Source organism: Streptosporangium vulgare, from assembly GCF_042428775.1.
Taxonomy (GTDB): Bacteria; Actinomycetota; Actinomycetes; order Streptosporangiales; family Streptosporangiaceae; genus Streptosporangium; species Streptosporangium vulgare.
In genome coordinates this window covers 90,888-111,861 of record NZ_JBHMBS010000025.1, presented here as the reverse complement: position 1 = coordinate 111,861, position 20,974 = coordinate 90,888, and the positions used below count along the sequence as shown (strand labels likewise).

Genomic DNA, 20,974 nt, shown 5'->3' with positions numbered 1-20,974 from the left:
GACTCCCCAAAGGAACCACCGTGCAACCACCTTCGCCCGCCGGGGCGCGCAGACCGGTCCTGACCGGTGTCTTCGCCGCGGCGCTGACCGCGGCGATCACGCTTGTCGCCCCGGTCACCTCCACCCTCGCGGCCACCCCGGCCCTGCACGCGTCGTCGTCCGGCGCCGGCGGCGCGAACGCGCCGTACCAGGCGCTCGCGCTGAACATCCCGGCGTCCGACTACCAGCAAGTGCCGCTCGCGTCTGGCGGCAACGAGCTGGGCGAGGCGATGTCACTGGCCGTGCTGCCGAACCGGTCGGTCCTCCACACGGCCCGCGACGGCACGCTGCGCGTGACCGACGTCAACGGCAACACGAAGGTGGCCGCCAGGCTCAACGTCTACACCCACGACGAGGAGGGCCTCCAGGGGGTGGCGGTCGACCCGGGCTTCGCCACGAACCGGTACGTCTGGCTGTACTACTCACCCCGGCTGAGCACGCCGAGCGGCGACGCCCCGGCCACCGGCACCCAGTCGCAGTTCGACCAGTGGAAGGGCGAGTTCTACCTGTCGCGCTTCACCCTCAAATCGGATGAGACGCTCGACACGGCGAGCGAGAAGGTGGTCCTGCGGGTCGCCAACGACCGTGGCCAGTGCTGTCACGCGGGCGGCGACATCGACTTCGACGCCCAGGGCAACCTGTACCTGACCACCGGCGACGACACCAACCCCTTCGAGTCGGCGGGCTACTCCCCGCTGGACGAGCGGACCAACCGCAACCCGCAGTACGACGCCCAGCGCTCGGCCGGCAACACCAACGACCTGCGCGGCAAGCTCCTGCGGATCAAGCCGCAGGCGGACGGCACCTACACGATCCCCAGCGGCAACCTGTTCGCGCCGGGAACGGCGAAGACGCGGCCGGAGATCTACGGGATGGGGTTCCGCAACCCGTTCCGGATGAGCGTCGACAAGGCGACCGGCGTCGTCTACCTGGGCGACTACGGGCCGGACGCGGGGTCGACCAACTCCAGCCGGGGCCCGAGCGGGCAGGTGGAGTTCAACCGCGTCACCGCCGCCGGCAACTACGGCTGGCCGTACTGCACGGGTTCCAACAGCACCAACGAGACCTACAACGAGTGGAACTTCTCCTCCAACAGCACCGGCTCGAAGTACAACTGCTCGGGTGGCCCGACCAACAACTCCTTCCGCAACACCGGCCTGACCACGCTGCCCGCGGCCAAGCCGGCGTGGATCAGGTACGCCGGTGACTCCGGCTCGCCGCCGGAGTTCGGCAGCGGCTCGGAGTCGCCGATGGGCGGCCCGGTCTACCGGTTCGACGCGAACCTCAACTCCAGCGTCAAGTTCCCCCAGGTGCTCGACGGGCGGTTCTTCGCCGGCGAGTACGGCCGCCGCTGGATCAAGGCCATCGAGGTGAAGAGCGACGGCGGCTACGGGGAGATCTCCTCCTTCCCCTGGTCGGGCACGCAGGTGATGGACATGGCCTTCGGCCCCGACGGGGCGCTGTACGTGCTGGACTACGGCACCGGCAGCAACAACCAGGCGCTCTACCGGATCGAGTACATCGGCCAGGCCGCCAACCGCAACCCGATCGCCAAGGCCTCGGCCGACAAGACCTCGGGACCGGCCCCGCTCACGGTGAACTTCTCCTCGGCGGGCAGTTCCGACCCCGAGGGCGGCGCGCTGACCTACTCGTGGAACTTCGGCGACGGCACCACCTCCACCGCCGCGAACCCGAGCAAGACCTACAGCACCAACGGCTCGTACACCGCCACGCTCACCGTCCGCGACCCGCAGGGGCTGACCGGAGGCGCGAGCGTGAGCGTGTCCGTCGGCAACACCGCCCCGGCCGTCACGCTCACCACCCCCGGTGACGGTCAGCTGTTCTCCTTCGGCGACACGGTGCCGTTCCAGGTCACCGTGAGCGACCCGGAGGACGGCACGATCGACTGCTCCAAGGTGACGGTGACCTACTCGCTCGGTCATGACAGCCACGCCCACCAGATCACCTCCAAGACCGGCTGCAGCGGCTCCATCGCGGTGCCGGTCGACGGCGAGCACGACTCCGCGGCGAACATCTTCGGCGTCTTCGTGGCCTCCTACACCGACGGGGGCGGCCTCACCTCCACCAGCAGTCGGACGCTGCAACCACGGCACCGGCAGAGCGAGCACTTCGGCGCCCAGCAGGGCGTGCAGACGGCCGACCACACCAGCGCCGAGGGCGGCAAGACCGTGGGCTTCGTCGACGACGGCGACTGGATCTCCTTCACGCCGTACAACCTGAGCGGCGCCAACAGGTTCACCGCGCGGGTGTCCTCGGCGGGCGTGGGCGGCCGGATTGAGGTCCGCGCGGGCTCGGCCACGGGCACGCTGCTGAGCACGGTCAACGTCGGGAGCACCGGCAGCTGGGAGACCTTCGCCGACGTCTCGGCGAGCCTGAGCGGCGCGCCGGGCGGCGCCACGACGCTGTACCTCGTCTTCCGCGGCGCGACCGGCCAGGGCTACCTGTTCGACCTGGACGCCTTCACCTTCGGCACTGGTACGTCGCCCACCCCGACGCCGACGCCGACCCCGACACCCTCGGGTGACACGAGCGCGTTGCGGGGAGTGGCCTCGAACCGGTGCCTGGACGTCTCCGGCGCCTCGCAGACCAACGGCGCCACCGTGAACATCTGGGACTGCAACGGCGGGACCAACCAGCGGTGGACCTCCAACAGCTCCGGTGAGCTGCGGGTGTACGGCAACAAGTGCCTGGACGTGAGCGGGGCCGGGACGGCGGACGGCACCGCGGTGCTCATCTGGGACTGCAACGGCCAGAACAACCAGAAGTGGCGCTTCAACTCCGACGGCACCATCACCGGGATCGGAAGCGGCAAGTGCCTGGACGTGTCCGGCAACGGCACCGCCAACGGCACCAAGGTTTACATCTGGACCTGCCTGGGCGCCAACAACCAGAAGTGGACCCGCGTCTGAGGCGATCCGCCACACACGCGACCCCGACCACACCACGAGCACGTCATCGATGTGGCGCCCGGAGCGGCCCGGCTCATCGCCGAAAAGGGCCGCGCCGGGCGCCACGACGGAAGGACACCCATGCTTCGACATCTGACCCCCGCCGCGCTCGGGCGCACCGGGGGTGACGGCCGCAGGACCTCCGTGCTGCGACGCCTGTCGGTGGCCGCGGTGGCGTTCACCGCCGCCGCCGCCACGACCCTGATCCCCGCCCTCCCCGCCCAGGCCGCCGCCTTCGAGGTGCTGGTCTTCTCCAAGACGGCCGGGTTCCGGCACGACGCGATCCCCGTCGGGATCCAGACCATCCGCGACCTGGGGTCCGCCAACGACTTCGCCGTCACCGCCACCGAGGACGCCGGTGTCTTCAACACCTCCAACCTCGCCCGGTACAAGGCGGTGGTGTTCCTCAACACCACCGGTGACGTGCTGAACGACAGCCAGCAGAACGCCTTCCAGTCGTACGTGGACGGCGGCGGCGGTTACGTGGGGGTGCACTCGGCCGCCGACACCGAGTACAACTGGCCCTACTACGGGCAGCTGGTGGGCGCCTGGTTCAACAGCCACCCGGCGATCCAGCAGGCCACCGTACGCAACGAGAACCGGGCGCACGCCGCGACCGCCCACCTGGGGACGACCTGGACGCGGACCGACGAGTGGTACAGCTTCCGGAGCAACCCCCGCCCGAACGTGCGGGTCCTGCAGAACCTGGACGAGAGCACCTACAGCGGCGGCGGGATGGGCGACCACCCGATCACCTGGTGCCGTCCCCAGTCCTCCGGCCGCTCGTTCTACACCGGGCTGGGCCATACCCAGGAGTCGTACGCGGACTCGAACTTCCGCACGCTGCTGCTGGGCGGGATCCGGTACGCGGCCAAGGCGACCAACGCCGACTGCCGCCCGGAGACCGGCTACACGACGTTGTACAACGGGTCGACGACGGGCTGGACGCAGGCCGGGCCGGGCTCGTTCACCAACAGCTCCGCCACGCTGAGCTCCCAGGGCGGCATGGGCATGCTCTGGTACAACGCCAAGGAGTTCGGCTCCTACTCGCTCAAGCTCGACTGGAGGCTGAACGGCGACTCCAACTCGGGGGTGATCGTCGGGTTCCCGGCCACCACTGACCCGAGCGCGGCGCTCAACACCGGGCACGAGGTGCAGATCGACGCGACCGACAGCGCGGACAAGACGACCGGGGCGGTCTACGGGTTCAAGGCGGCGGACCTCGCCGCACGCGACGCGGCGCTGAACCCGCCGGGTCAGTGGAACACCTACGAACTGCTGGTGGAGGGTGAGCGGCTGCAGGTGTTCCTGAACGGTGTGAAGATCAACGACTTCACCAACACCGACCCGGTCCGCTCGCTGCAGCAGGGCTACATCGGCATCCAGAACCACGGGTCCCCCGACGTGGCGTCGTTCCGCAACATCCGCATCAAGGAACTGGGCGGCGTGAACCCGACGCCGACCCCCACCCCGACGCCCACGCCGACCCCGACCCCGACCCCGACCGCCAACACGAGCGCGTTGCGGAGCGTGTCGTCGGGCCGGTGCCTGGACGTCTCCGGCGCCTCGCAGGCCAACGGCGCCGCGGTGAACATCTGGGACTGCAACGGCCGGTCCAACCAGCAGTGGACCACGACCGCCTCGAACGAGCTGCGGGTCTACGGCAACAAGTGCCTGGACGTGAACGGCGGGGGCACAGCCAACGGCACCGCGGTGATCATCTGGGACTGCAACGGCCAGAACAACCAGAAGTGGCGCCTGAACTCCGACAACACCATCACCGCGGTCGGCAGCGGCAAGTGCCTGGACGTGTCCGGCAACGGCACCGCCAACGGCACCAAGGTGCACATCTGGACCTGCCTGGGCGCCAACAACCAGAAGTGGACCCGGGGCTGACCAGGTGATGTGACGCCCCCTGGGGCCGGTCCGCTCCCGGCGACCGGCTCCAGCGGGGGCGGGCCGGCACCGTGCCCGCCGCTCAGGGACGACCGGGCCGGGGGCGGGCCGGCCCGGTCGTCTCCCGCAGCGAGATCGGCGGCGCGACGAGCAGGTGGCGATGCGGGAGGCCGGGATCGGCGATGCGCCGGACCAGCAGGTCGACGGCGTGCGCCCCGAGCTCGTCGGCCAGGATGTCGGCGGCGGTGAGCGGCGGGTGCAGGTTCTCCGCCCAGTGCCGGGCGGAGACCCCGGTGACCGAGAAGTCGCCGGGTACGGTCAGGCGCGCGTCGGTGAGCGCGCGGTACATCCCGGGGATGGCGGCCTCGTTGACGGTGGCGATGGCGGTCAGCCCGGGGTGGGCGGCCAGGAGCCGCTCGACGCACGATCTCCCCGCCTGCGCGTCGTCCGCGCAGCAGACCTCCACACCCTCCAGCCCCCGCTCGGCGACGGCCTCGGTGAAGCCGAGCTGCGCCCGGTGGCTGGGGCCGTACCCGGCGGCGACGAGTTCGGCCGAGCGGTTGACCAGGGCGATGTGGCGATGGCCCAGGTCGGCGAGATGGCGGACACACCGGGCCATCAGGGTCTCGTAGTCGATGTCCACCCAGGTCATCTCGTCGGGCCGGCTGGTGTGGCCGATGCCGACGAACGGCAGCCCGGTCTGCCGCAGGCGGGTGACCCGCTCGTCCTCCAGTCGGATCTCCATGAGGATGACCCCGTCGACCCGGCTGCCGGTGACGACGCGCTCGAACGAGCGGTCGTGCTCGCCGCCGGACGGTGAGAGCAGGATGTCGAGGTCGGCGCGCGCGGCCGCGTCGACCACGCTGGCCACGAAGCCCAGCTGGACGTCGGTGAGGCGCCGGCTGGCCGGGGGGATGACCAGGCCGATCGTGCGTGTCCTGCCCTCCTTGAGCGCCCTGGCCGCGGCGTTGGGGCGGTAACCGAGCTCGTCGATGACCGCCTGGATGCGCCGCCGGGTCCCTTCCGACACCGGCCGCTTGCCGCTCAACGCGTAGGACACCGTGCTGCGCGACACGCCGGACCGCTTGGCGATCTCCCCGATGTTCACCGGCACTCCTCAGATGGATCGGCCTCGACGCTTCCACATATTAGATCGAACCGGTTCACCGCGAGGCGGTGGGGCGGGCGACCCGGCGAGAGCCCGTTGAACAGCCGCTCACCGTGCAACTTCGCCACCGCCATTGACGCGGCCGTGGGGCCGACTTACTCTCGGTCGAACCGATTCGAGGAATCGATTCGACGCCGATCGGAAACAGGCGCGTAACGCCCCCAGGAAGGACGGCCGGCCCGTGAAAGCAGCGAGATCACCGAAGCGGAGCCGGCGCGCGCTGGGCGGAGGACTGGGAGGACTGACGGTCCTCGTCACCGCGGGCCTCCTGGCCGGGTGCTCGGCCACCACGGCCGGCGGCGGCGCCGAGGCCGGTGGGGAGCCGGCGGGCGGCGGGACCTACACCGTGTGGGATCCCTATCCGCAGTACGACAAGACCTCCGACTGGGTGAAGCTGCTGGACACCTGCGGTACGGCGGCCGGGGTGACGATCGAGCGCACGGGCTACGACACCAGCGACCTGACCGGCAAGGCGCTGCTCGCCGCGCAGCAGGGCAACGCCCCCGACGTGCTCGTCGTCGACAACCCGGTGGTGTCGACGCTCGCCGAGGCCGGGGTGCTGACCACGACCGCGGAGAACAGGCTCGACGTCTCCGCCATCTCGCCCAACCTGCTCGCGGCCGGGCAGAGCGGCGGCGACACCTACGGTGTCCCGATCGGCGCGAACACCCTCGCGCTCTACTACAACAAGGCGGTGCTCGACAAGGCGGGGGTGGACGTCGCCTCGGTCAAGGACTGGGCCTCGCTGACCGCGGCCCTGGAGAAGGTCACGGCGGCGGGCAAGAAGGGCATCACGTTCTCCGCGATCGGCACCGAGGAGGGCAGCTTCCAGTTCCTGCCCTGGTTCTGGGGCTCGGGCGCACAGCTCACCAAGCTCGACTCGCCGCAGGGCGTGTCGGCGCTGACGCTGTGGACCGACTGGCTGAAGAAGAAGTACGCCCCCAACTCCGTCATCAACAACACCCAGACCACCAGCTGGCAGGAGTTCGCCACCGGCGAGTACGCCTTCGCCGAGAACGGCACCTGGCAGCTGGCCAACGCCAAGGAGACGGGCTTCGAGTACGGCATCATCCCCGTCCCCGGCGAGAGCGGGGGAACCGCCGCGGCGCCCACCGGCGGCGAGTTCGTCAGCATCCCCGTGCAGCGCGACACCGCGCGCTACGCCACCTCCCAGAAGCTGGTGACGTGCCTGACCAGCACCGACAACTCCTTCGCCACGACGACGGCGCTGTCGTACATCGCGCCCACCGAGCAGGTGCAGGCCCGGCAGGTCAAGGAGAACCCCGAGCTGGAGGTGTGGGTGGCGGCGGTCAGGGCGGCCAAGGGCCGGACCGGCGACGACCTCGGCACCAAGTACCCGAAGATCTCCGAGCCGATGTGGGGCGCGGTGCAGGCGGCGCTGAGCGGGGCCAAGAGCCCGCAGCGGGCGATGACCGACGCGCAGGGCGCGGCGGCGAGCGCGATCCAGTAGGCGGCCAGGTCATGAGTCGTCTCACTCAGGCGCCCCCCCGGCGTCCGGCCCCCGCCGCCGGCGCCCCCGCTCCGGGTGGAGGGGGGCGCCGGAGGGCGGCGGCGTCGCGGTCGGAGCAGTGGGCGGCATGGGGCTTCCTGGTCCCGATCGGCGTCTACCTGATCGGGTTCTACGCCTACCCGCTGTACCGCAACCTCGAGCTGAGCCTGCGTGACTACACGGTGCGCTCGTTCGTCCAGGGTGACGCGCCCTTCACCGGGTTCGCCAACTACGTCGAAGTGCTCAAGGACGCCACGTTCGGGCCCGCGCTGGGACACACCGTGGTGTTCACCGTGGTGTCGCTGGCCTTCCAGTTCACCATCGGGCTCGCACTCGCCCTGTTCTTCGTCGGCAACTTCCGGCTGTCGGCCACCTTGCGCGCGCTGTTCCTGGTGCCGTGGCTGTTGCCGCTGATCGTGTCGTCCTCGACCTGGGCGTGGATGCTCAACAGCGACTCCGGCGTGGTGAACGCCGCCCTCGGCGCGTTCGGGATCGGCCCGGTCAACTGGCTGACCTCGCCCGACTGGTCGCTGTGGTCGGTGATCGTGGCCAACGTCTGGATCGGCATCCCGTTCAACCTGGTCGTCCTCTACTCCGGCCTCCAGGCGATCAGCCCGTCCGTCTACGAGGCCGCCGCGCTGGACGGGGCCACGACCTGGCAGCGGTTCCGGCACATCACCCTTCCCCTGCTGCGCCCGGTCTCGGCGATCACGCTGCTGCTCGGGCTGGTCTACACGCTGAAGGTGTTCGACATCATCTGGATCATGACGAGGGGCGGGCCGAGCGGCTCCTCCACCACGTTCGCCACCTGGTCCTACCGGCTGGGTTTCGGGAACCTGGTGCCGTCCTTCGGCCCGGGGGCCGCGGTCGGCAACCTCCTGATCGTGGTCGCGCTCGTCTTCGGCCTGCTGTACGTCCGCTTCCAGCGAAGGCAGGACCTGACGTGAGGATCGCGCGAGGCTGGTGGAAGACCCCGGTCGGAGTGGCGCTGACGGGCGTGATGCTGTTCCCGGTCTACTGGATGATCAACGTGTCGTTCACCCGCGAGCGGGACATGCGCAAGAGCCCGCCGTCCTGGTTCCCCGTGGACGGGACCCTGGACGGCTACCGCGCGGTCCTCGACCGGCAGCTTCCCTACCTCGGGACCAGCCTGGTCGTCGGGCTGGCGACCGTGGTCCTCACCCTGGCGGTCGCGGCGCCGGCCGCGTACTCGCTGGCGAAGCTGCGCCCGCGCGGCGGCGGGGCCCTGAGCTTCGTGCTGCTGATCGCGCAGATGATTCCCGGGATCATCATGGCGATGGGCTTCTACGCCATGTTCCTCAACCTCGGCGTGCTCAACACGCTCCCCGGGCTGATCCTGGCCGACTCCACCCTCGCCGTCCCCTTCGCGGTCCTCGTCCTCACCGCGTTCATGTCGGGCATCCCCCAGGAGCTCCTCCAGGCCGCCCGCGTCGACGGCGCGGGAACCCTGCGGATCTTCCGGTCGATCGTCCTGCCGGTCAGCCGCAACGCGATCGTCACGGTGTCGCTGTTCGCGTTCCTGTGGGCGTGGTCGGACTTCGTCTTCGCCAGCACGCTGGACAGCGGGGGAGACCACCAGCCGATCACCCTGGGCATCTACCACTACATCGGCAACAACAACCAGCAGTGGAACGCGATCATGGCCGCCGCGGTGGTCGCCTCGATACCGGCCGCCATTCTGATCGTCATCGCGCAGCGCTACGTCACCGCGGGCGTCACCGCGGGTGCCGTCAAGGACTGACCGGGTCCCCCTCCCACCGAAAGGACCGTTTCTTCATGACCGTCGCCGCCGCAGGCCCGGTGTTCTCCGTGCGGGAGATCCCGTTCAGTTTCCGGGGTTCATGGTTCGGCTTCTCACCGGTCGTCGGCGAGAACACCTACGCCCAGGACGTCCACCTGGTCTCCCACCAGAACGGCATGCATCCCGTCCTGCGACTGGTCCCCCTCCTCGGGAACGATCCCGCCGAGAGCGTCGTCACCGCCACACCGCACCGGCTCACCTGGAGCCGCGACTCCGGCCGGATCGATCTCGCGTACGAGACCGCGGACACCGTACGGCTGCGCGGCCGTGGGCTCGCCCTGCGCCTGGTGGCCGCCGACCCGGTCCTGACGCCGTTCAGCGGCCCCTACTTCTTCGAAGATCCCCGGGACGGCTCGCCGGTCTTCACCGTGTACCAGACCGGGCGCCGCTACCGCGTCACCCTCCTGCGCGGGCGGATCGCCGAACACCTGGGCGTCCAGGAGCTCGGCACCGCCGAGCGGGGCGTCGTGGTGACCGGGGACGAGACGGGATGGGAGGTCGCCGTCGAGGAGTACGAGAGCGCCCGTCCCCCCTACACGGGCGAGCGCACCTTCGACCAGGTGGTCGCGGCGGCCCGGCGCGACTTCGACGAGTTCCGCGACGCCGTGGCGCCGTGGCGGGACGACCGGACCCCCGCCGCCGAACTCGCCGCCTACGTCCTGTGGTCGGCCACGGTCCGCGCCGCGGGGTTCGTCACCCGTACCGCGGTGCTGATGTCCAAGCACTGGATGGACAAGGTGTGGAGCTGGGACCACTGCTTCAACGCGATCGCCCTCGCCGGAGGGCTGCCCGCACTGGCCTGGGACCAGTTCCGGCTGCCCTTCGACCACCAGGACGCCGCCGGCGCGCTGCCGGACTCCGTCACCCACTCCGAGATCCTCTACAACTTCGTCAAGCCGCCCATCCACGGCTGGGTCCTGCGGCACCTTCCGGCGGTGCCGCCACAGGAGCTGGCCGAGACCTACCGCCTGCTCGAACGGTGGACCGCCTTCTGGCTCGCCGCCCGCCGCGCCCCCGGCCGGGAGATCCCCCACTACCAGCACGGCAACGACAGCGGATGGGACAACGCGACCACCTTCACCCCCGAGCGCGTCGTCGAGAGCGCCGACCTGGCCTCGTTCCTCGTCCTGCAGATGCGCGCGCTCTCCCGCATGGCGGGCGAACTCGCCCTGACCGGCGAGGCGGACCGCTGGTCGCGGGCGGCCGACCGGATGCGCGACGCGACGCTCGCGGAGTTGTGGCGCGACGACCGTTTCGTGGCCAGAAGCGCGAGCTCGGAGCGCGAATGGTCCAGCTCCAGCCTGCTCGACCTCATGCCGATCGTGCTGGGCGAGGAGCTGCCCGAGGCCGTCCACGTGACCCTGGCCGCCAAGATCAAGACCCATCTGACCGAGTACGGGCTCGCCACCGAACTCCCCACCTCGCCGCACTACCGGGACGACGGCTACTGGCGCGGTCCCATCTGGGCCCCCTCCACGGTCCTGATCGAGGACGGCCTCCGCCGCGCGGGGCACACCGTGCTGGCCGACGAGATCAGTGCACGTTTCCGTGCCCTGTGCGAGAAATCGGGATTCGCGGAGAACTTCGACGCCCTCACCGGGTCCGGGCTTCGCGACCGCGCCTACACCTGGACGGCCAGCGCCTACCTCATCCTGGCCGCCGCCCACACACGCCGTACCGGCGTCCAGGAGTGAGACCGAGGGGGCCGCGTCTCACCCCGGGACGGCCCGCGCCCCCACCCTCTCCGTCCAGGAAGTCGTCACCGGAGCGGGGGGCGCCTCAAGCGCCTTCGGGTGCGAGCGAAGATCCCGCGTTCGGCGGGGCGGGGGTCTGTTGATGCCGATCGAGGGTGAGCGCAACGTCGGCACCGAGACGGGAGACGGCTCCGATCGACGGCGACCGACCGGGGAAAGCGGAAGGCCGCCAAGGTCCCTGAGCCGGGACTTCGGCGGCCGTCTCATGTGATCGCCCTGTGGGCGGGTGGTGGACGATACAGGGATTGAACCTGTGACCTCTTCCGTGTCAGGGAAGCGCTCTCCCGCTGAGCTAATCGTCCTCGCTGAAAACCCGAGGTGGAGACGGGATTTGAACCCGTGTAGACGGCTTTGCAGGCCGTTGCCTCGCCTCTCGGCCACTCCACCGAGTGGGGGGCGGATGCCCCTTTTCCGAGCGGAAGACGGGATTCGAACCCGCGACCCTCACCTTGGCAAGGTGATGCTCTACCACTGAGCCACTTCCGCGTGTCTCCGGGACCGGCCCGGACTCACGGTGAGAACTCTAGCGAATACCCGGCGACTCCCCAAACCGAATACGACCGGTATCTTGAGATGTAAGGAGCCAGCACCGGTTTCACCAGTTACCACGGCTTCACCCTACGCGAGAGAGTTGACAGCATGCGCGACGACGAGGTCGTGAACATCGGGCCGGAGCCGCTGAGCTTCGAGGAGGTCGTCAGGGTCGCCAGGCACGGCGCCCCCGTACGCCTCGGCGACGACGCCGTGGCCGCCATGGCGGCGGCCCGCACCCGCGTGGACGAGCTGGCCGAGAGCCCCACCCCCGCCTACGGCGTCTCCACCGGGTTCGGCGCCCTCGCCACCCGGCACATCGACCCCTCGCTCCGCGCCCAGCTGCAGCGATCCCTCGTGCGGTCGCACGCCGCCGGGTCGGGGCCCGAGGTCGAGATCGAGGTCACCCGGGCGATGATGTTGCTGCGCCTGCACACCCTGGCCACCGGCCACACCGGCGTGCGCCCGAAGACGGCCAAGGTGCTGGAGAGCCTGCTCAACGCGCGGATCACCCCCGTCGTGCACGAGTACGGAAGCCTCGGCTGCTCCGGCGACCTCGCGCCGCTCTCCCACGTGGCCCTCACGATCATGGGCGAGGGCGTCGTCCGCGACGCCGCGGGGGAGCGGGCCGACGCCGCGGAGGCCCTCAAGCGCGCGGGCATCGAGCCCGTGGAGCTGGTGGCCAAGGAGGGGCTCGCGCTCATCAACGGCACCGACGGCATGCTCGGCATGCTCATCCTCGCCATGGACGACCTCGCCCGCCTGTTCAGGACCGCCGACGTGAGCGCGGCCATGAGCGTGGAGGCGCTCCTCGGCACCGACCGCGTCTTCGCCGCCGACCTGCAGGCCCTGCGCCCGCACCCCGGGCAGGCGGCCAGCGCCGCCAACCTCAGGGCCCTGCTCGGCGGCTCGCAGATCATGGAGTCCCACCGGGACGGCACCTGCACCCGCGTCCAGGACGCGTACTCCCTCAGGTGCGCCCCGCAGGTCGCCGGGGCCGCCCGCGACACCCTGGCGCACGCCGCCCTGGTCGCCGGGCGGGAGCTCGCCTCCGCGATCGACAACCCGGTCGTCCTCGCCGACGGCCGGGTGGAGTCCAACGGCAACTTCCACGGGGCCCCCGTCGGCTACGTGCTCGACTTCCTGGCCATCGCGGTCGCCGACATGGCGAGCATCTCCGAGCGCCGCACCGACCGCATGCTGGACGTGGCCCGCAGCCACGGCCTGCCCGCCTTCCTCGCGGACGACCCCGGCGTCGACTCCGGCCACATGATCGCCCAGTACACCCAGGCGGCGGTGGTCTCCGAGCTCAAGCGCCTGGCCGCGCCCGCGAGCGTCGACTCCATCCCGAGCTCCGCCATGCAGGAGGACCACGTCTCCATGGGGTGGTCGGCCGCGCGCAAGCTGCGCCGCTCGGTGGACGGTCTCACCCGGGTGCTCGCGGTGGAGGTCCTCACCGCCGCGCGGGCCCTGGACCTGCGCGCCCCGCTGCGGCCCGCCCCGGCGACCGGGGCCGTGGTGGACGTGCTGCGCCAGTCCGTCCCCGGCCCCGGTCCCGACCGCTTCCTCGCGCCGGAGATCGAGACGGTGGTCCAGCTCGTCGCGGCCAACGCGGTCGTCGCCGCCGCCGAGACGGTCACCGGCCCCCTGTCGTAGGCCCCCGCCCGGCGGGGGACGGCCCCGCCGTCACGGGCCCGCGGGGAGGGCGGCGATCACCTCCACCTCGATGAGCAGCCCCGGCCGGAACAGCCGCGAGACCTCCACGGTCGTGCTGGCCGGGGGTTCGCCGGTGATGAAACGCTTGCGCACGGCCCCGTACTCTCCCAGCAGCGACATGTCGGTGACGTGGCTCCGGATGTGGGTCACGTCGTCGAACGTGCAGCCCTGGTCGGCGAGGACGCGTGACAGCAGGTCCATCACGTACTCGGACTGGCGCGTCATGTCCCCCTCGCCGACCACCTTCCCCTCCTCGTCCAGCGCCACCTGCCCCGAGACGAACAGCAGGCCCGCGGCCCTGGTGGCGTGGGAGTAGAACCCGTTGGTGGCGGGAACCGTGGCCGGGTTCAGCCTCTCCACCCCGGTACGGCCCTGCGGCACGTCCCGCCCCACCTGACCAGGTTCACCCACCTGACCCGCCTGGCCGGGCCCGCCCGGCCGGTCCGCCCCTGTGGGACCGGCCGCGGCGACGTGCGCGAAGATCGCTGTCAGGTCCGCCCCGCCGAGCCCGGCCGCCACCGCGTCCGCCAGCCTGGCCCCGGCCGCCGCGGCGAGGGTCTGGGTCCCGTGCGCGGCGAGCGCCACGTCCTTGGCCGCGAGGCCGAGGGCGTAGCGCGTCTCGTACGGGCCGTTCTCGACGGCCGGGCGGACCCGTTCGACGAGCGGTCCCAGCGGGGTGCCGCCGAGCACGGCCAGCAGGGTCGCGGTGTCCACCCCGGTCGCCTCCGCGTACGCGACGGTCTCGGCGAGCAGCACCTGGGCGGGCACCAGCGCGCCCATCACGGCGAGCTTCATCGCCGCGCCCGCGCCGGGGCCGCCGACCCCGACCACCCGGCCGAACACCTCCAGCGCCCTCCGGCAGCGGGCCAGGTCCTCGGGCAGGCCCCCGGCCAGTACCGTCAGGGTGCCCTCCTCGGCCGGTCCCACGCTGCCCAGGACCGGCGCGTCGACCAGCCCCACCCCGGGGGGAAGCAGGCCGCGCAGCCCGGCCACCGCCTCGGGCCCGATCGTCGACATCTCCGCGACCACCGTCCCGGCCCGCAGCCCCGGTGCCGCCTCCGCGAGCACCCGCCGCACCGTCGGGGGGTCGCTGAGCATCGTGACGACCAGCTCCGCGCCCGCCACGGCCTCGGCGGGCGACGCCGCCGTGGCGGCGCCCTCGACCGCGCGGGGGGTGCGGTTCCACGTCTTCACCGTGTACCCGGCCGTCACGAGCCGCCGGGCCATCGGGGCGCCCATGCGCCCCAGACCGAGAAAGGAGATCATGCGCTCCACGCTACGAACCCGGGAGGCATTCCACCAGCGACTAGATTGCATGTGAGCCATGCGAGGGAGGAATGTGTTCGACGTCGAAGGATTGCGCCTGCTGGACACCGTGGCCCGTACCGGGTCGTTCACCGCGGCCGCCGCCGGGCTCAACTACACCCAGTCCGCCGTGTCCCGCCGCATCGCCGCGCTCGAACACCGCGCGGGCGGCCCGCTGTTCGAGAGGCTGCCGCGCGGGGTGCGGCTCACGCCCGCCGGTGAGGCGCTGCACCACCACGCCCAGATCGTCCTGAACCGGCTGAACAGGGCGGAGGAGGAGCTGGCCGGGATCCACGGCGGCTACCGGGGGCGGCTGCGGGTGGGGGCGTTCGCGACCGCCAACGTCGCGCTCGTGCCCGGCGCCCTGCGCGCGTTCCGCGAGGACTTCCCCGAGGTCGAGCTCGTCCCGATCGAGGGGCCGAGCGGGAGCCTGCTGCGCCGCATGCGCGAGGGGGGCCTGGACGTCGCGGTGGTCAGCGACTACCCGTCCGAGCTGCCCCGCGAGGAGGAGATCGAGATGATCGAGCTGGCCGGCGACGAGCTGCTCGTCGCGCTGCCCCGCGACCACCGGCTGGCGGGGGAGGAGATCGTCGACCTGCGCGAGCTGCGGGAGGAGACCTGGATCGAGGCGCCCCCGCCCGGCCGGGCCACCGTGCTCGCGGCGGCCTGCGCCCGCGCCGGGTTCGCGCCCCGCGCCACGGTCAGGATCGCCGAGTGGACGGGCAAGTTCGGGTTCGTCGCGGCCGGGCTCGGCGTCACGCTCGTCCCCGCCCTCGCCGCGTACGCCGTCCCCGCCGACCTGGTGCTCCGCTCCCTCGGGGACCTCGCGCCGCGCAGGACCGTCTACGCGGCGCTGCCGCCCACCCCGCTGCCCGCCGCCCGCACCCTGGTGCGGCTGCTGGCCGGACGAGCGGGACAATAGGGCGGTGCATGACTCCTTTGCGCATGTCACCGGATATCTGGCCACCGGCCTCCGCGACCTCACCACCGATCTCGCCGCGCTGGACGGCGAGGGCTGGTGGGCCGTCGTGATCGACTACGAGGGCAAGGTGACGTGCGCCCGGTTCGGGGACGTCCGCCGGGCGCCGCTGCCCTCGCCGCGCGGCCCCTGGCGCGGGCCGCACCCGTCGTCGTGGCGCAGCTCCCTCGATCAGGCCGCGTACGAGGAGGGGGTGCGGCGCGTCCGCGCCCACATCGGGCGGGGCGACGTCTACCAGGCCAACCTGTGCCGGGTGCTGAGCGCGCCGCTGCCCGCCGGGGAGGCGCCGGACCCGCTGGCCCTGGCCGTACGGCTGGCCGAGGGCAATCCCGCCCCCTACGCGGCCACGGTGAGCCTGCCTGGGCTGAGCGTCGTGTCGGCCTCCCCGGAGCTCTACCTGTCCAGGGACGGCGACGTGGTCGAGTCCAGGCCGATCAAGGGGACCGGCGTCACCGCCGGGGACCTGCTGGAGAAGGACTACGCGGAGAACGTGATGATCGTCGATCTCGTCCGCAACGACCTGGGCAGGGTCGCCGCGGTCGGCTCGGTGAGCGTGCCCGCCCTGTGCGAGGTGGAGGAGCACCCCGGTCTCGTGCACCTGGTCTCCACGGTCCGGGCGCGGCTCGCGCCGGAGTACGGGTGGCCGGAGCTGTTCTCCGCAACCTTCCCGCCCGGGTCGGTGACCGGGGCCCCGAAGTCCTCGGCCCTGCGAATCATCGATGAGCTCGAACCCGAGCCGCGCGGGCCCTACTGTGGGACCGTGGGCTGGGTCGACGCCGACCGGCGCCGGGCGTCGCTGGCCGTGGGGATCCGCACGTTCTGGCTCATCTCCGACGAGATCCGCTTCGGTACGGGCGCGGGCATAACCTGGGGTAGCGATCCGCGACGCGAGTGGGACGAGACCGAGCTGAAGGCCTCCCGGCTCATCGCGCTGGCATCAACATCAGGTTCAGAAGGAGTCGTATGAACGTACCTATATGGCTTAACGGGGCACTTATCGCTCCGGATCAGGCCGTCGTCTCGGTGTTCGATCACGGCCTGATGGTCGGTGACGGGGTGTTCGAGACGATCAAGTGCATGGACGGCGCCACGTTCGCGCTCACCCGCCACCTCGACCGGCTCACGCTCTCGGCGCGGCGGATGGACCTGCCCGACCCCGACGTGGACGCGATCGCCGAGGGGGTCCGCGCCTGCCTGGCCGAGGCCCCGCCGTGGCGGCTCGGCCGCGTCCGGGTCACCTACACCAGCGGCCCGGGGCCGCTCGGCTCCGACCGGGGCGACCAGGGCTGCACGACCGTGGTGATCGTCGACGAGCAGAAGGCGTTCCCGGCCACCGCCGACGTCACCGTCGTGCCCTGGCCGCGCAACGAGCGCGGCGCGCTCGCCGGGGTGAAGAGCACCTCCTACGGCGACAACGCCAAGGCGCTGTTCTACGCCAAGGCGAGGGACGGCGGCGAGGCGATCTTCGAGAACCTCGCGGGAAACCTCTGCGAGGGCACCGGCAGCAACATCTTCGTCGTACGCGACGGGCGGCTGCTCACCCCCACGCTCGCCTCGGGCTGCCTGGCCGGGGTCACCCGCGCGCTCGCCCTGGAGTGGTGCGGGGGCATCGAGGAGGACGTCCCGCTCTCGGCCCTGTACGAGGCCGAGGAGGCGTTCCTGACCTCCACCACCCGTGACATCCAGCCGATCCGCGCGGTCGACCGGACCGTGCTGCCCGCCGCGCCCGGCCCGATCACCACCAAGGCCATGCAGATCTTCGCCGAGCGCTCCGCCGCCGACCTCGACCCCTGAGCCCGGCCCCGCGTTCGTCGCCTCGCGTTCCCGGTCCCGTCCCCGGTTCCGGTGAGGGTGTGCCCCACCGGAACCGGCGGCCGATCGCCCGGCGGTCACGGTCCGGCCGGCCCGGCCGGACCGGGGGCTAGTAGGACACCTGGGTCTGGGCGTTCAGCTCCTTGAGCTCGACCTTGGCGGCCGGATCGGTGAGCGGGTCGTCGATGCGGAGCACGTCCAGGCCCTTGGTGATGTCACTCGAGTAGATGTGGCCGTTGTAGTAGTACGCCGACCACGAGCCGCCGACCCCCGGCACCGGGCCCCGCTCGAAGAAGGCGATCTCCCGGGGCTTGGCCGCGTCGGTGAAGTCCCAGACGGACACCCCGCCCTGGTACCACGACTGGACCATGATGTCCTTGCCCGGCACCGGCAGCAGCGACCCGTTGTGCGCGACGCAGTTCTCCTCGGGCGACTGCTCCCTCGGGATCTTGAAGTAGCCGCGGAGCGTGAGCCTGCGGTCCTTGCCGAGGTCGTAGACGGCGTTGGCGCCCTTGGTCTTGGGGGTGTTGGCGTCGCAGGTCGCGCTCACGCCGCCGCCCAGCTCGTCCCCGAAGACGACCTTGGTGGCGTCGTTGTTGAACGTCGCCGAGTGCCAGATGGCGAAGTTCTCCTTGTCGCTCACGTGCTGGAGCACCTTGGGGTTGACCCGGTCGGAGATGTCCAGCAGGATCCCGTCGCCGAAGCAGGCGGCGGCGGCGAGGTTCTTCTCCGGGTAGACCGTGAGGTCGTGGCAGCCGCCGATGGCCCCCTCGACGGCCTTCTCGGAGAGCGCCGGCCGCGAGACCACCTTGGCGGCCTTCGGGTCCTTGACGGGCACCTCGACCACGGAGATCTTGTTGTGCGGGGGCGCGCAGGTCACCGTGCCGGGCTCGGGGCCGGGGGAGGAGATGTAGAGATAGACCTTGTCCGGGCTCTCGCCGGGGACGAGGGTGTGGGTGTGCGAGCCGCAGTCGGTCTGGACCGCCGACACGAAGGTGGGGTGGGTCTTGTCCGTGATGTCGAAGATCCGGATGCCCTCCCAGGCGTCCGACTCCGGCTCGCCGCGCTGGGCGTCGCACTCCGGGCCGGCCCGGGCGGAGTCGATCGACAGGAACAGCAGGTTCCCGCTCACCGAGATGTCGTTCTGCTCGCCGGGACAGAGGACCTGGCTCGCGATCGAGGGGCTCGACGGGTCGGAGATGTCGAAGACGCTGAAGCCGTCGAAGTTGCCGACGAACGCGTAGTCGCCCTGGAAGGCCAGGTCGGTGCCCCACGACTGGGGCCCGTTGAGCGGGGCGCTGGGGGGCACGTTGGCCAGGTGCGTGATGTTGTCGCTGTGCGTACCGTCCCCCGAGATCCCGGGGGCGGGCGTCTGCGCCGCCTGCTCCGAGGCGCTCGGGCTCCCCTCGGGGGCGACCGGGGCCGTGCTGGACGCCGCCGCCTCGGACGGTGGCGAGGCGGCGGGGGTCGGATCCGCCCCGCACCCTGCCACGAGAAGTAGCGCGGCCAGGACGAATGCCACGATCGGTCGCACGGTGCCCCCATTACGTCGGTCCACTTGCCCCATTATTGGAGCTATGCGGAGGATGCGTGTGCCGAGTCAGGGTATCGCGGTGATCATGATGGCAGCGGTTCTCGGCGGATGCGCGGGGGCCGGACCGGAGCGTTCCACCCCGCTCGTCGCCGAGTCCGGCGCGCCCGTGATCATCCCGGGCGGCCCGGGGGAGGCCGGTCGCGCTGCACGGCCGGGAGAGAGCCTCGGGGAGTCGGAGGCGCGCGTCACCGCGGCCGACGTGCGGTTCGCCGAGGGCATGATCCCGCACCACCGGCAGGCGCTGGAGATGGCGGCGCTGGTGGCGGCCCGGACGTCCTCACCGGTCCTGCGCAGGCTCGCCGAGCGGATCACCGCGGCGCAGCGGCCGGAGATCGCGGCGATGACCTCGTGGCTGGAGGCTGCCGGGCGCCCCCCGGGTGAGCATGGCGGCGGTCACGACGACCACGCTCTCCCGCTGGAGGAGATGAACCGGCTCAGGGCGGCCAGGGGAGCGGCCTTCGACACCCTTTTCCTGAACCTCATGATCACCCATCACGAGGCGGCGGTGACGATGGCGGGGCTCCAGCTGCGCGAGGGCACCGACCGGATCATGCTGGCCACCGCGAAGGACGTCGTCTCCGGGCAGGGCATCGAGATCGCCCGGATGCGGGACCTGCTCAAGCCGGGGGCGTAGCCCGGCGGCTCCGCTCGGGAGGCCGCCGTCGCCGCGAAACCCGGAGGCCCCGGGATGGTGACGAGGAGCCGGGGGGCCGAGGGCCCGTCACGAACTCCAGAGCATGTTGCTGAGCTCGGCGTCCAGATCCATGAAGTCGGTCTCGCGACCGGCGGGGACCAGCTCGTACGTCCGGTGCAGGAACTCCGTGAGCGGGGCCAGCGGCACCTCGAACAGGGCCTGCCCGAACGGCGAGGTGAGGCTTATGTGCAGCGTGCGCTCGCCGTCGGCGCGCGCCGGCCACACCTGCACGTCCCCGTCGCCGACCCGCCGAACGATGCCGACCGTGAGCAGCTCGCGAGCGAAGATCCACTCGACGGGCTCGTCGTTCCCCACGTGGAAGGCCATCCTGATCGCGTACGGGTCGCCGGCGGTGTAGCTGAGCCCGGCGAGCAGGGGGACGGTGGTACGGTCGGGGACCACAAGCCGAAGGCCTAGCTCGGCAGAGACGGTGGCGCTGTTCATCGTCAGCCAAACCTTTTTCGTCGTCGGTCCCCTCTGCGGGGCTTTCACTGCTCTCACTGCTCTGAAACGGCTTCGTTCCTCGCGGGCTATCACGCGGAACAAAGAAACCTGTAGGAAAGATTCCGCCTCCACGCCCTTCTGTAACACACATCACAGCGCGACATTTGGGCATCTACCTGGCTAAACATCACCAACAGGGCCGTATTTGCAAGGGTTTTGCGTCTCGTTTTGGTCACCGTCGACTCCCCGGCGGGGCGTCTCGGGTGATTCGGGTCGAGCGCGGGTCGTTCGGTGCTTCTACGGATCAGGACGATGCTATGACACCGTAGCCCCCCGCCGGATGCATCCTCAGACCTTTGCCTCCCGACCGTGTCGTCTTTCAAGATCATTTTGTTGGCGGATACCGCTTCGCGAGCACTCTCGGATTGCTGTATGGTTTTCCACGTCGGCACCGTGAGGCGCCGCACAGGGCGGGCGATTAGCTCAGCGGGAGAGCGCTTCGTTCACACCGAAGAGGTCACTGGTTCGATCCCAGTATCGCCCACACTAGCAAGTCGCAGGTCAGAGCCTCCTGGTTGACACCAACCGGGAGGCTTTTTCCGTGATCGGACATCCCGTACGGCCGAGGCCCCCGAGCCCGGCTCGGGAGCGGGTGGGTCCCGTCCGCGTCAGGCCCCCGAGGGGGCCGGTGGCGGCGCCGTGACGCCCGCAGGGGCGCCGGACGGCCATCCCCCCTTCTTC

General features: G+C 71.1%; 15 protein-coding genes and 4 tRNA genes. 12 read left to right on the top strand and 7 right to left on the bottom strand.

Annotation, left to right across the window (positions count from 1 at the left end; all coding sequences use genetic code 11):
- The first annotated feature begins 20 nt into the window (after nucleotides 1-20).
- Together ACFFRH_RS35055 and ACFFRH_RS35050 are read left to right on the top strand one after the other, a co-directional pair.
- Nucleotides 21-2,969 (top strand): lectin, encoded by a 2,949-nt coding sequence (locus ACFFRH_RS35055; protein ID WP_344745706.1) that lies wholly within the window; start codon nucleotides 21-23, stop codon nucleotides 2,967-2,969.
- Between the two features lie 120 nt (nucleotides 2,970-3,089).
- Nucleotides 3,090-4,904 carry a ThuA domain-containing protein gene (locus tag ACFFRH_RS35050; RefSeq protein WP_344745705.1) on the top strand — a complete coding sequence of 605 codons (1,815 nt, stop codon included), beginning with the start codon at nucleotides 3,090-3,092 and terminating at the stop codon, nucleotides 4,902-4,904.
- An 82-nt stretch (nucleotides 4,905-4,986) separates the two neighbouring features.
- Here the strand turns inward: ACFFRH_RS35050 and ACFFRH_RS35045 are convergent, their stop codons facing one another.
- Nucleotides 4,987-6,012, bottom strand: a complete 1,026-nt coding sequence (locus ACFFRH_RS35045) for a LacI family DNA-binding transcriptional regulator (protein ID WP_344745704.1) — start codon at nucleotides 6,010-6,012, stop codon at nucleotides 4,987-4,989.
- A gap of 241 nt (nucleotides 6,013-6,253) precedes the next feature.
- On the opposite strand from ACFFRH_RS35045, the gene ACFFRH_RS35040 reads away from it, so the two are divergent.
- The 4 genes from ACFFRH_RS35040 to ACFFRH_RS35025 are packed head-to-tail and all read left to right on the top strand — an operon-like array spanning nucleotide 6,254 to nucleotide 11,098.
- Nucleotides 6,254-7,543 (top strand): sugar ABC transporter substrate-binding protein, encoded by a 1,290-nt coding sequence (locus tag ACFFRH_RS35040; RefSeq protein WP_344745703.1) that lies wholly within the window; start codon nucleotides 6,254-6,256, stop codon nucleotides 7,541-7,543.
- An 11-nt stretch (nucleotides 7,544-7,554) separates the two neighbouring features.
- Nucleotides 7,555-8,529: a carbohydrate ABC transporter permease gene (locus tag ACFFRH_RS35035; protein ID WP_344745702.1), complete on the top strand. Its 975-nt coding sequence runs from the start codon at nucleotides 7,555-7,557 to the stop codon at nucleotides 8,527-8,529.
- Complete coding sequence (locus ACFFRH_RS35030; protein WP_344745701.1) at nucleotides 8,526-9,344, top strand: carbohydrate ABC transporter permease; 819 nt, start codon at nucleotides 8,526-8,528, stop codon at nucleotides 9,342-9,344. The genes ACFFRH_RS35035 and ACFFRH_RS35030 overlap by 4 nt, the downstream gene beginning before the upstream one ends.
- A gap of 35 nt (nucleotides 9,345-9,379) precedes the next feature.
- The gene (locus tag ACFFRH_RS35025) at nucleotides 9,380-11,098 is read left to right on the top strand and encodes an amylo-alpha-1,6-glucosidase (protein ID WP_344745700.1); all 1,719 of its coding nucleotides are present in this window, start codon (nucleotides 9,380-9,382) and stop codon (nucleotides 11,096-11,098) included.
- Nucleotides 11,099-11,385: 287 nt separating this feature from the next.
- On the opposite strand, the gene ACFFRH_RS35020 is transcribed toward ACFFRH_RS35025, so the two are convergent.
- From ACFFRH_RS35020 to ACFFRH_RS35010, 3 genes are all read right to left on the bottom strand, one after another.
- A tRNA-Val gene (locus tag ACFFRH_RS35020) sits at nucleotides 11,386-11,460 on the bottom strand.
- 14 nt (nucleotides 11,461-11,474) lie between these two features.
- A tRNA-Cys gene (locus tag ACFFRH_RS35015) sits at nucleotides 11,475-11,545 on the bottom strand.
- A 27-nt stretch (nucleotides 11,546-11,572) separates the two neighbouring features.
- A tRNA-Gly gene (locus tag ACFFRH_RS35010) sits at nucleotides 11,573-11,644 on the bottom strand.
- A 153-nt stretch (nucleotides 11,645-11,797) separates the two neighbouring features.
- Here ACFFRH_RS35010 and hutH point away from each other — a divergent pair.
- Nucleotides 11,798-13,345, top strand: a complete 1,548-nt coding sequence (hutH, locus tag ACFFRH_RS35005) for a histidine ammonia-lyase (protein ID WP_386161704.1) — start codon at nucleotides 11,798-11,800, stop codon at nucleotides 13,343-13,345.
- 30 nt (nucleotides 13,346-13,375) lie between these two features.
- On the opposite strand, the gene ACFFRH_RS35000 is transcribed toward hutH, so the two are convergent.
- The gene (locus ACFFRH_RS35000; RefSeq protein ID WP_386161703.1) at nucleotides 13,376-14,671 is read right to left on the bottom strand and encodes an NAD(P)-binding domain-containing protein; all 1,296 of its coding nucleotides are present in this window, start codon (nucleotides 14,669-14,671) and stop codon (nucleotides 13,376-13,378) included.
- A 73-nt stretch (nucleotides 14,672-14,744) separates the two neighbouring features.
- Here ACFFRH_RS35000 and ACFFRH_RS34995 point away from each other — a divergent pair, with 73 nt between their 5' ends.
- From ACFFRH_RS34995 to ACFFRH_RS34985, 3 genes are read left to right on the top strand one after another with little or no spacing between them, the layout of a single operon-like run.
- Nucleotides 14,745-15,632 carry a LysR family transcriptional regulator gene (locus tag ACFFRH_RS34995; RefSeq protein WP_386161701.1) on the top strand — a complete coding sequence of 296 codons (888 nt, stop codon included), beginning with the start codon at nucleotides 14,745-14,747 and terminating at the stop codon, nucleotides 15,630-15,632.
- Between the two features lie 4 nt (nucleotides 15,633-15,636).
- A complete protein-coding gene (locus tag ACFFRH_RS34990; RefSeq protein WP_386161699.1) occupies nucleotides 15,637-16,656 on the top strand; it encodes a chorismate-binding protein in 1,020 nt (339 codons plus the stop codon).
- A complete protein-coding gene (locus ACFFRH_RS34985) occupies nucleotides 16,653-17,483 on the top strand; it encodes an aminotransferase class IV (protein WP_386161697.1) in 831 nt (276 codons plus the stop codon). The genes ACFFRH_RS34990 and ACFFRH_RS34985 overlap by 4 nt, the downstream gene beginning before the upstream one ends.
- Nucleotides 17,484-17,610: 127 nt before the next feature.
- Here the strand turns inward: ACFFRH_RS34985 and ACFFRH_RS34980 are convergent, their stop codons facing one another.
- Nucleotides 17,611-19,023, bottom strand: a complete 1,413-nt coding sequence (locus ACFFRH_RS34980) for an LVIVD repeat-containing protein (protein WP_386161695.1) — start codon at nucleotides 19,021-19,023, stop codon at nucleotides 17,611-17,613.
- A 70-nt stretch (nucleotides 19,024-19,093) separates the two neighbouring features.
- Here ACFFRH_RS34980 and ACFFRH_RS34975 point away from each other — a divergent pair, with 70 nt between their 5' ends.
- Nucleotides 19,094-19,729 (top strand): DUF305 domain-containing protein, encoded by a 636-nt coding sequence (locus tag ACFFRH_RS34975; protein WP_386161693.1) that lies wholly within the window; start codon nucleotides 19,094-19,096, stop codon nucleotides 19,727-19,729.
- An 87-nt stretch (nucleotides 19,730-19,816) separates the two neighbouring features.
- On the opposite strand, the gene ACFFRH_RS34970 is transcribed toward ACFFRH_RS34975, so the two are convergent.
- Nucleotides 19,817-20,233 (bottom strand): SsgA family sporulation/cell division regulator, encoded by a 417-nt coding sequence (locus tag ACFFRH_RS34970; protein ID WP_184547867.1) that lies wholly within the window; start codon nucleotides 20,231-20,233, stop codon nucleotides 19,817-19,819.
- A 472-nt stretch (nucleotides 20,234-20,705) separates the two neighbouring features.
- Here ACFFRH_RS34970 and ACFFRH_RS34965 point away from each other — a divergent pair.
- A tRNA-Val gene (locus ACFFRH_RS34965) sits at nucleotides 20,706-20,777 on the top strand.
- Nucleotides 20,778-20,974: the final 197 nt, after the last annotated feature.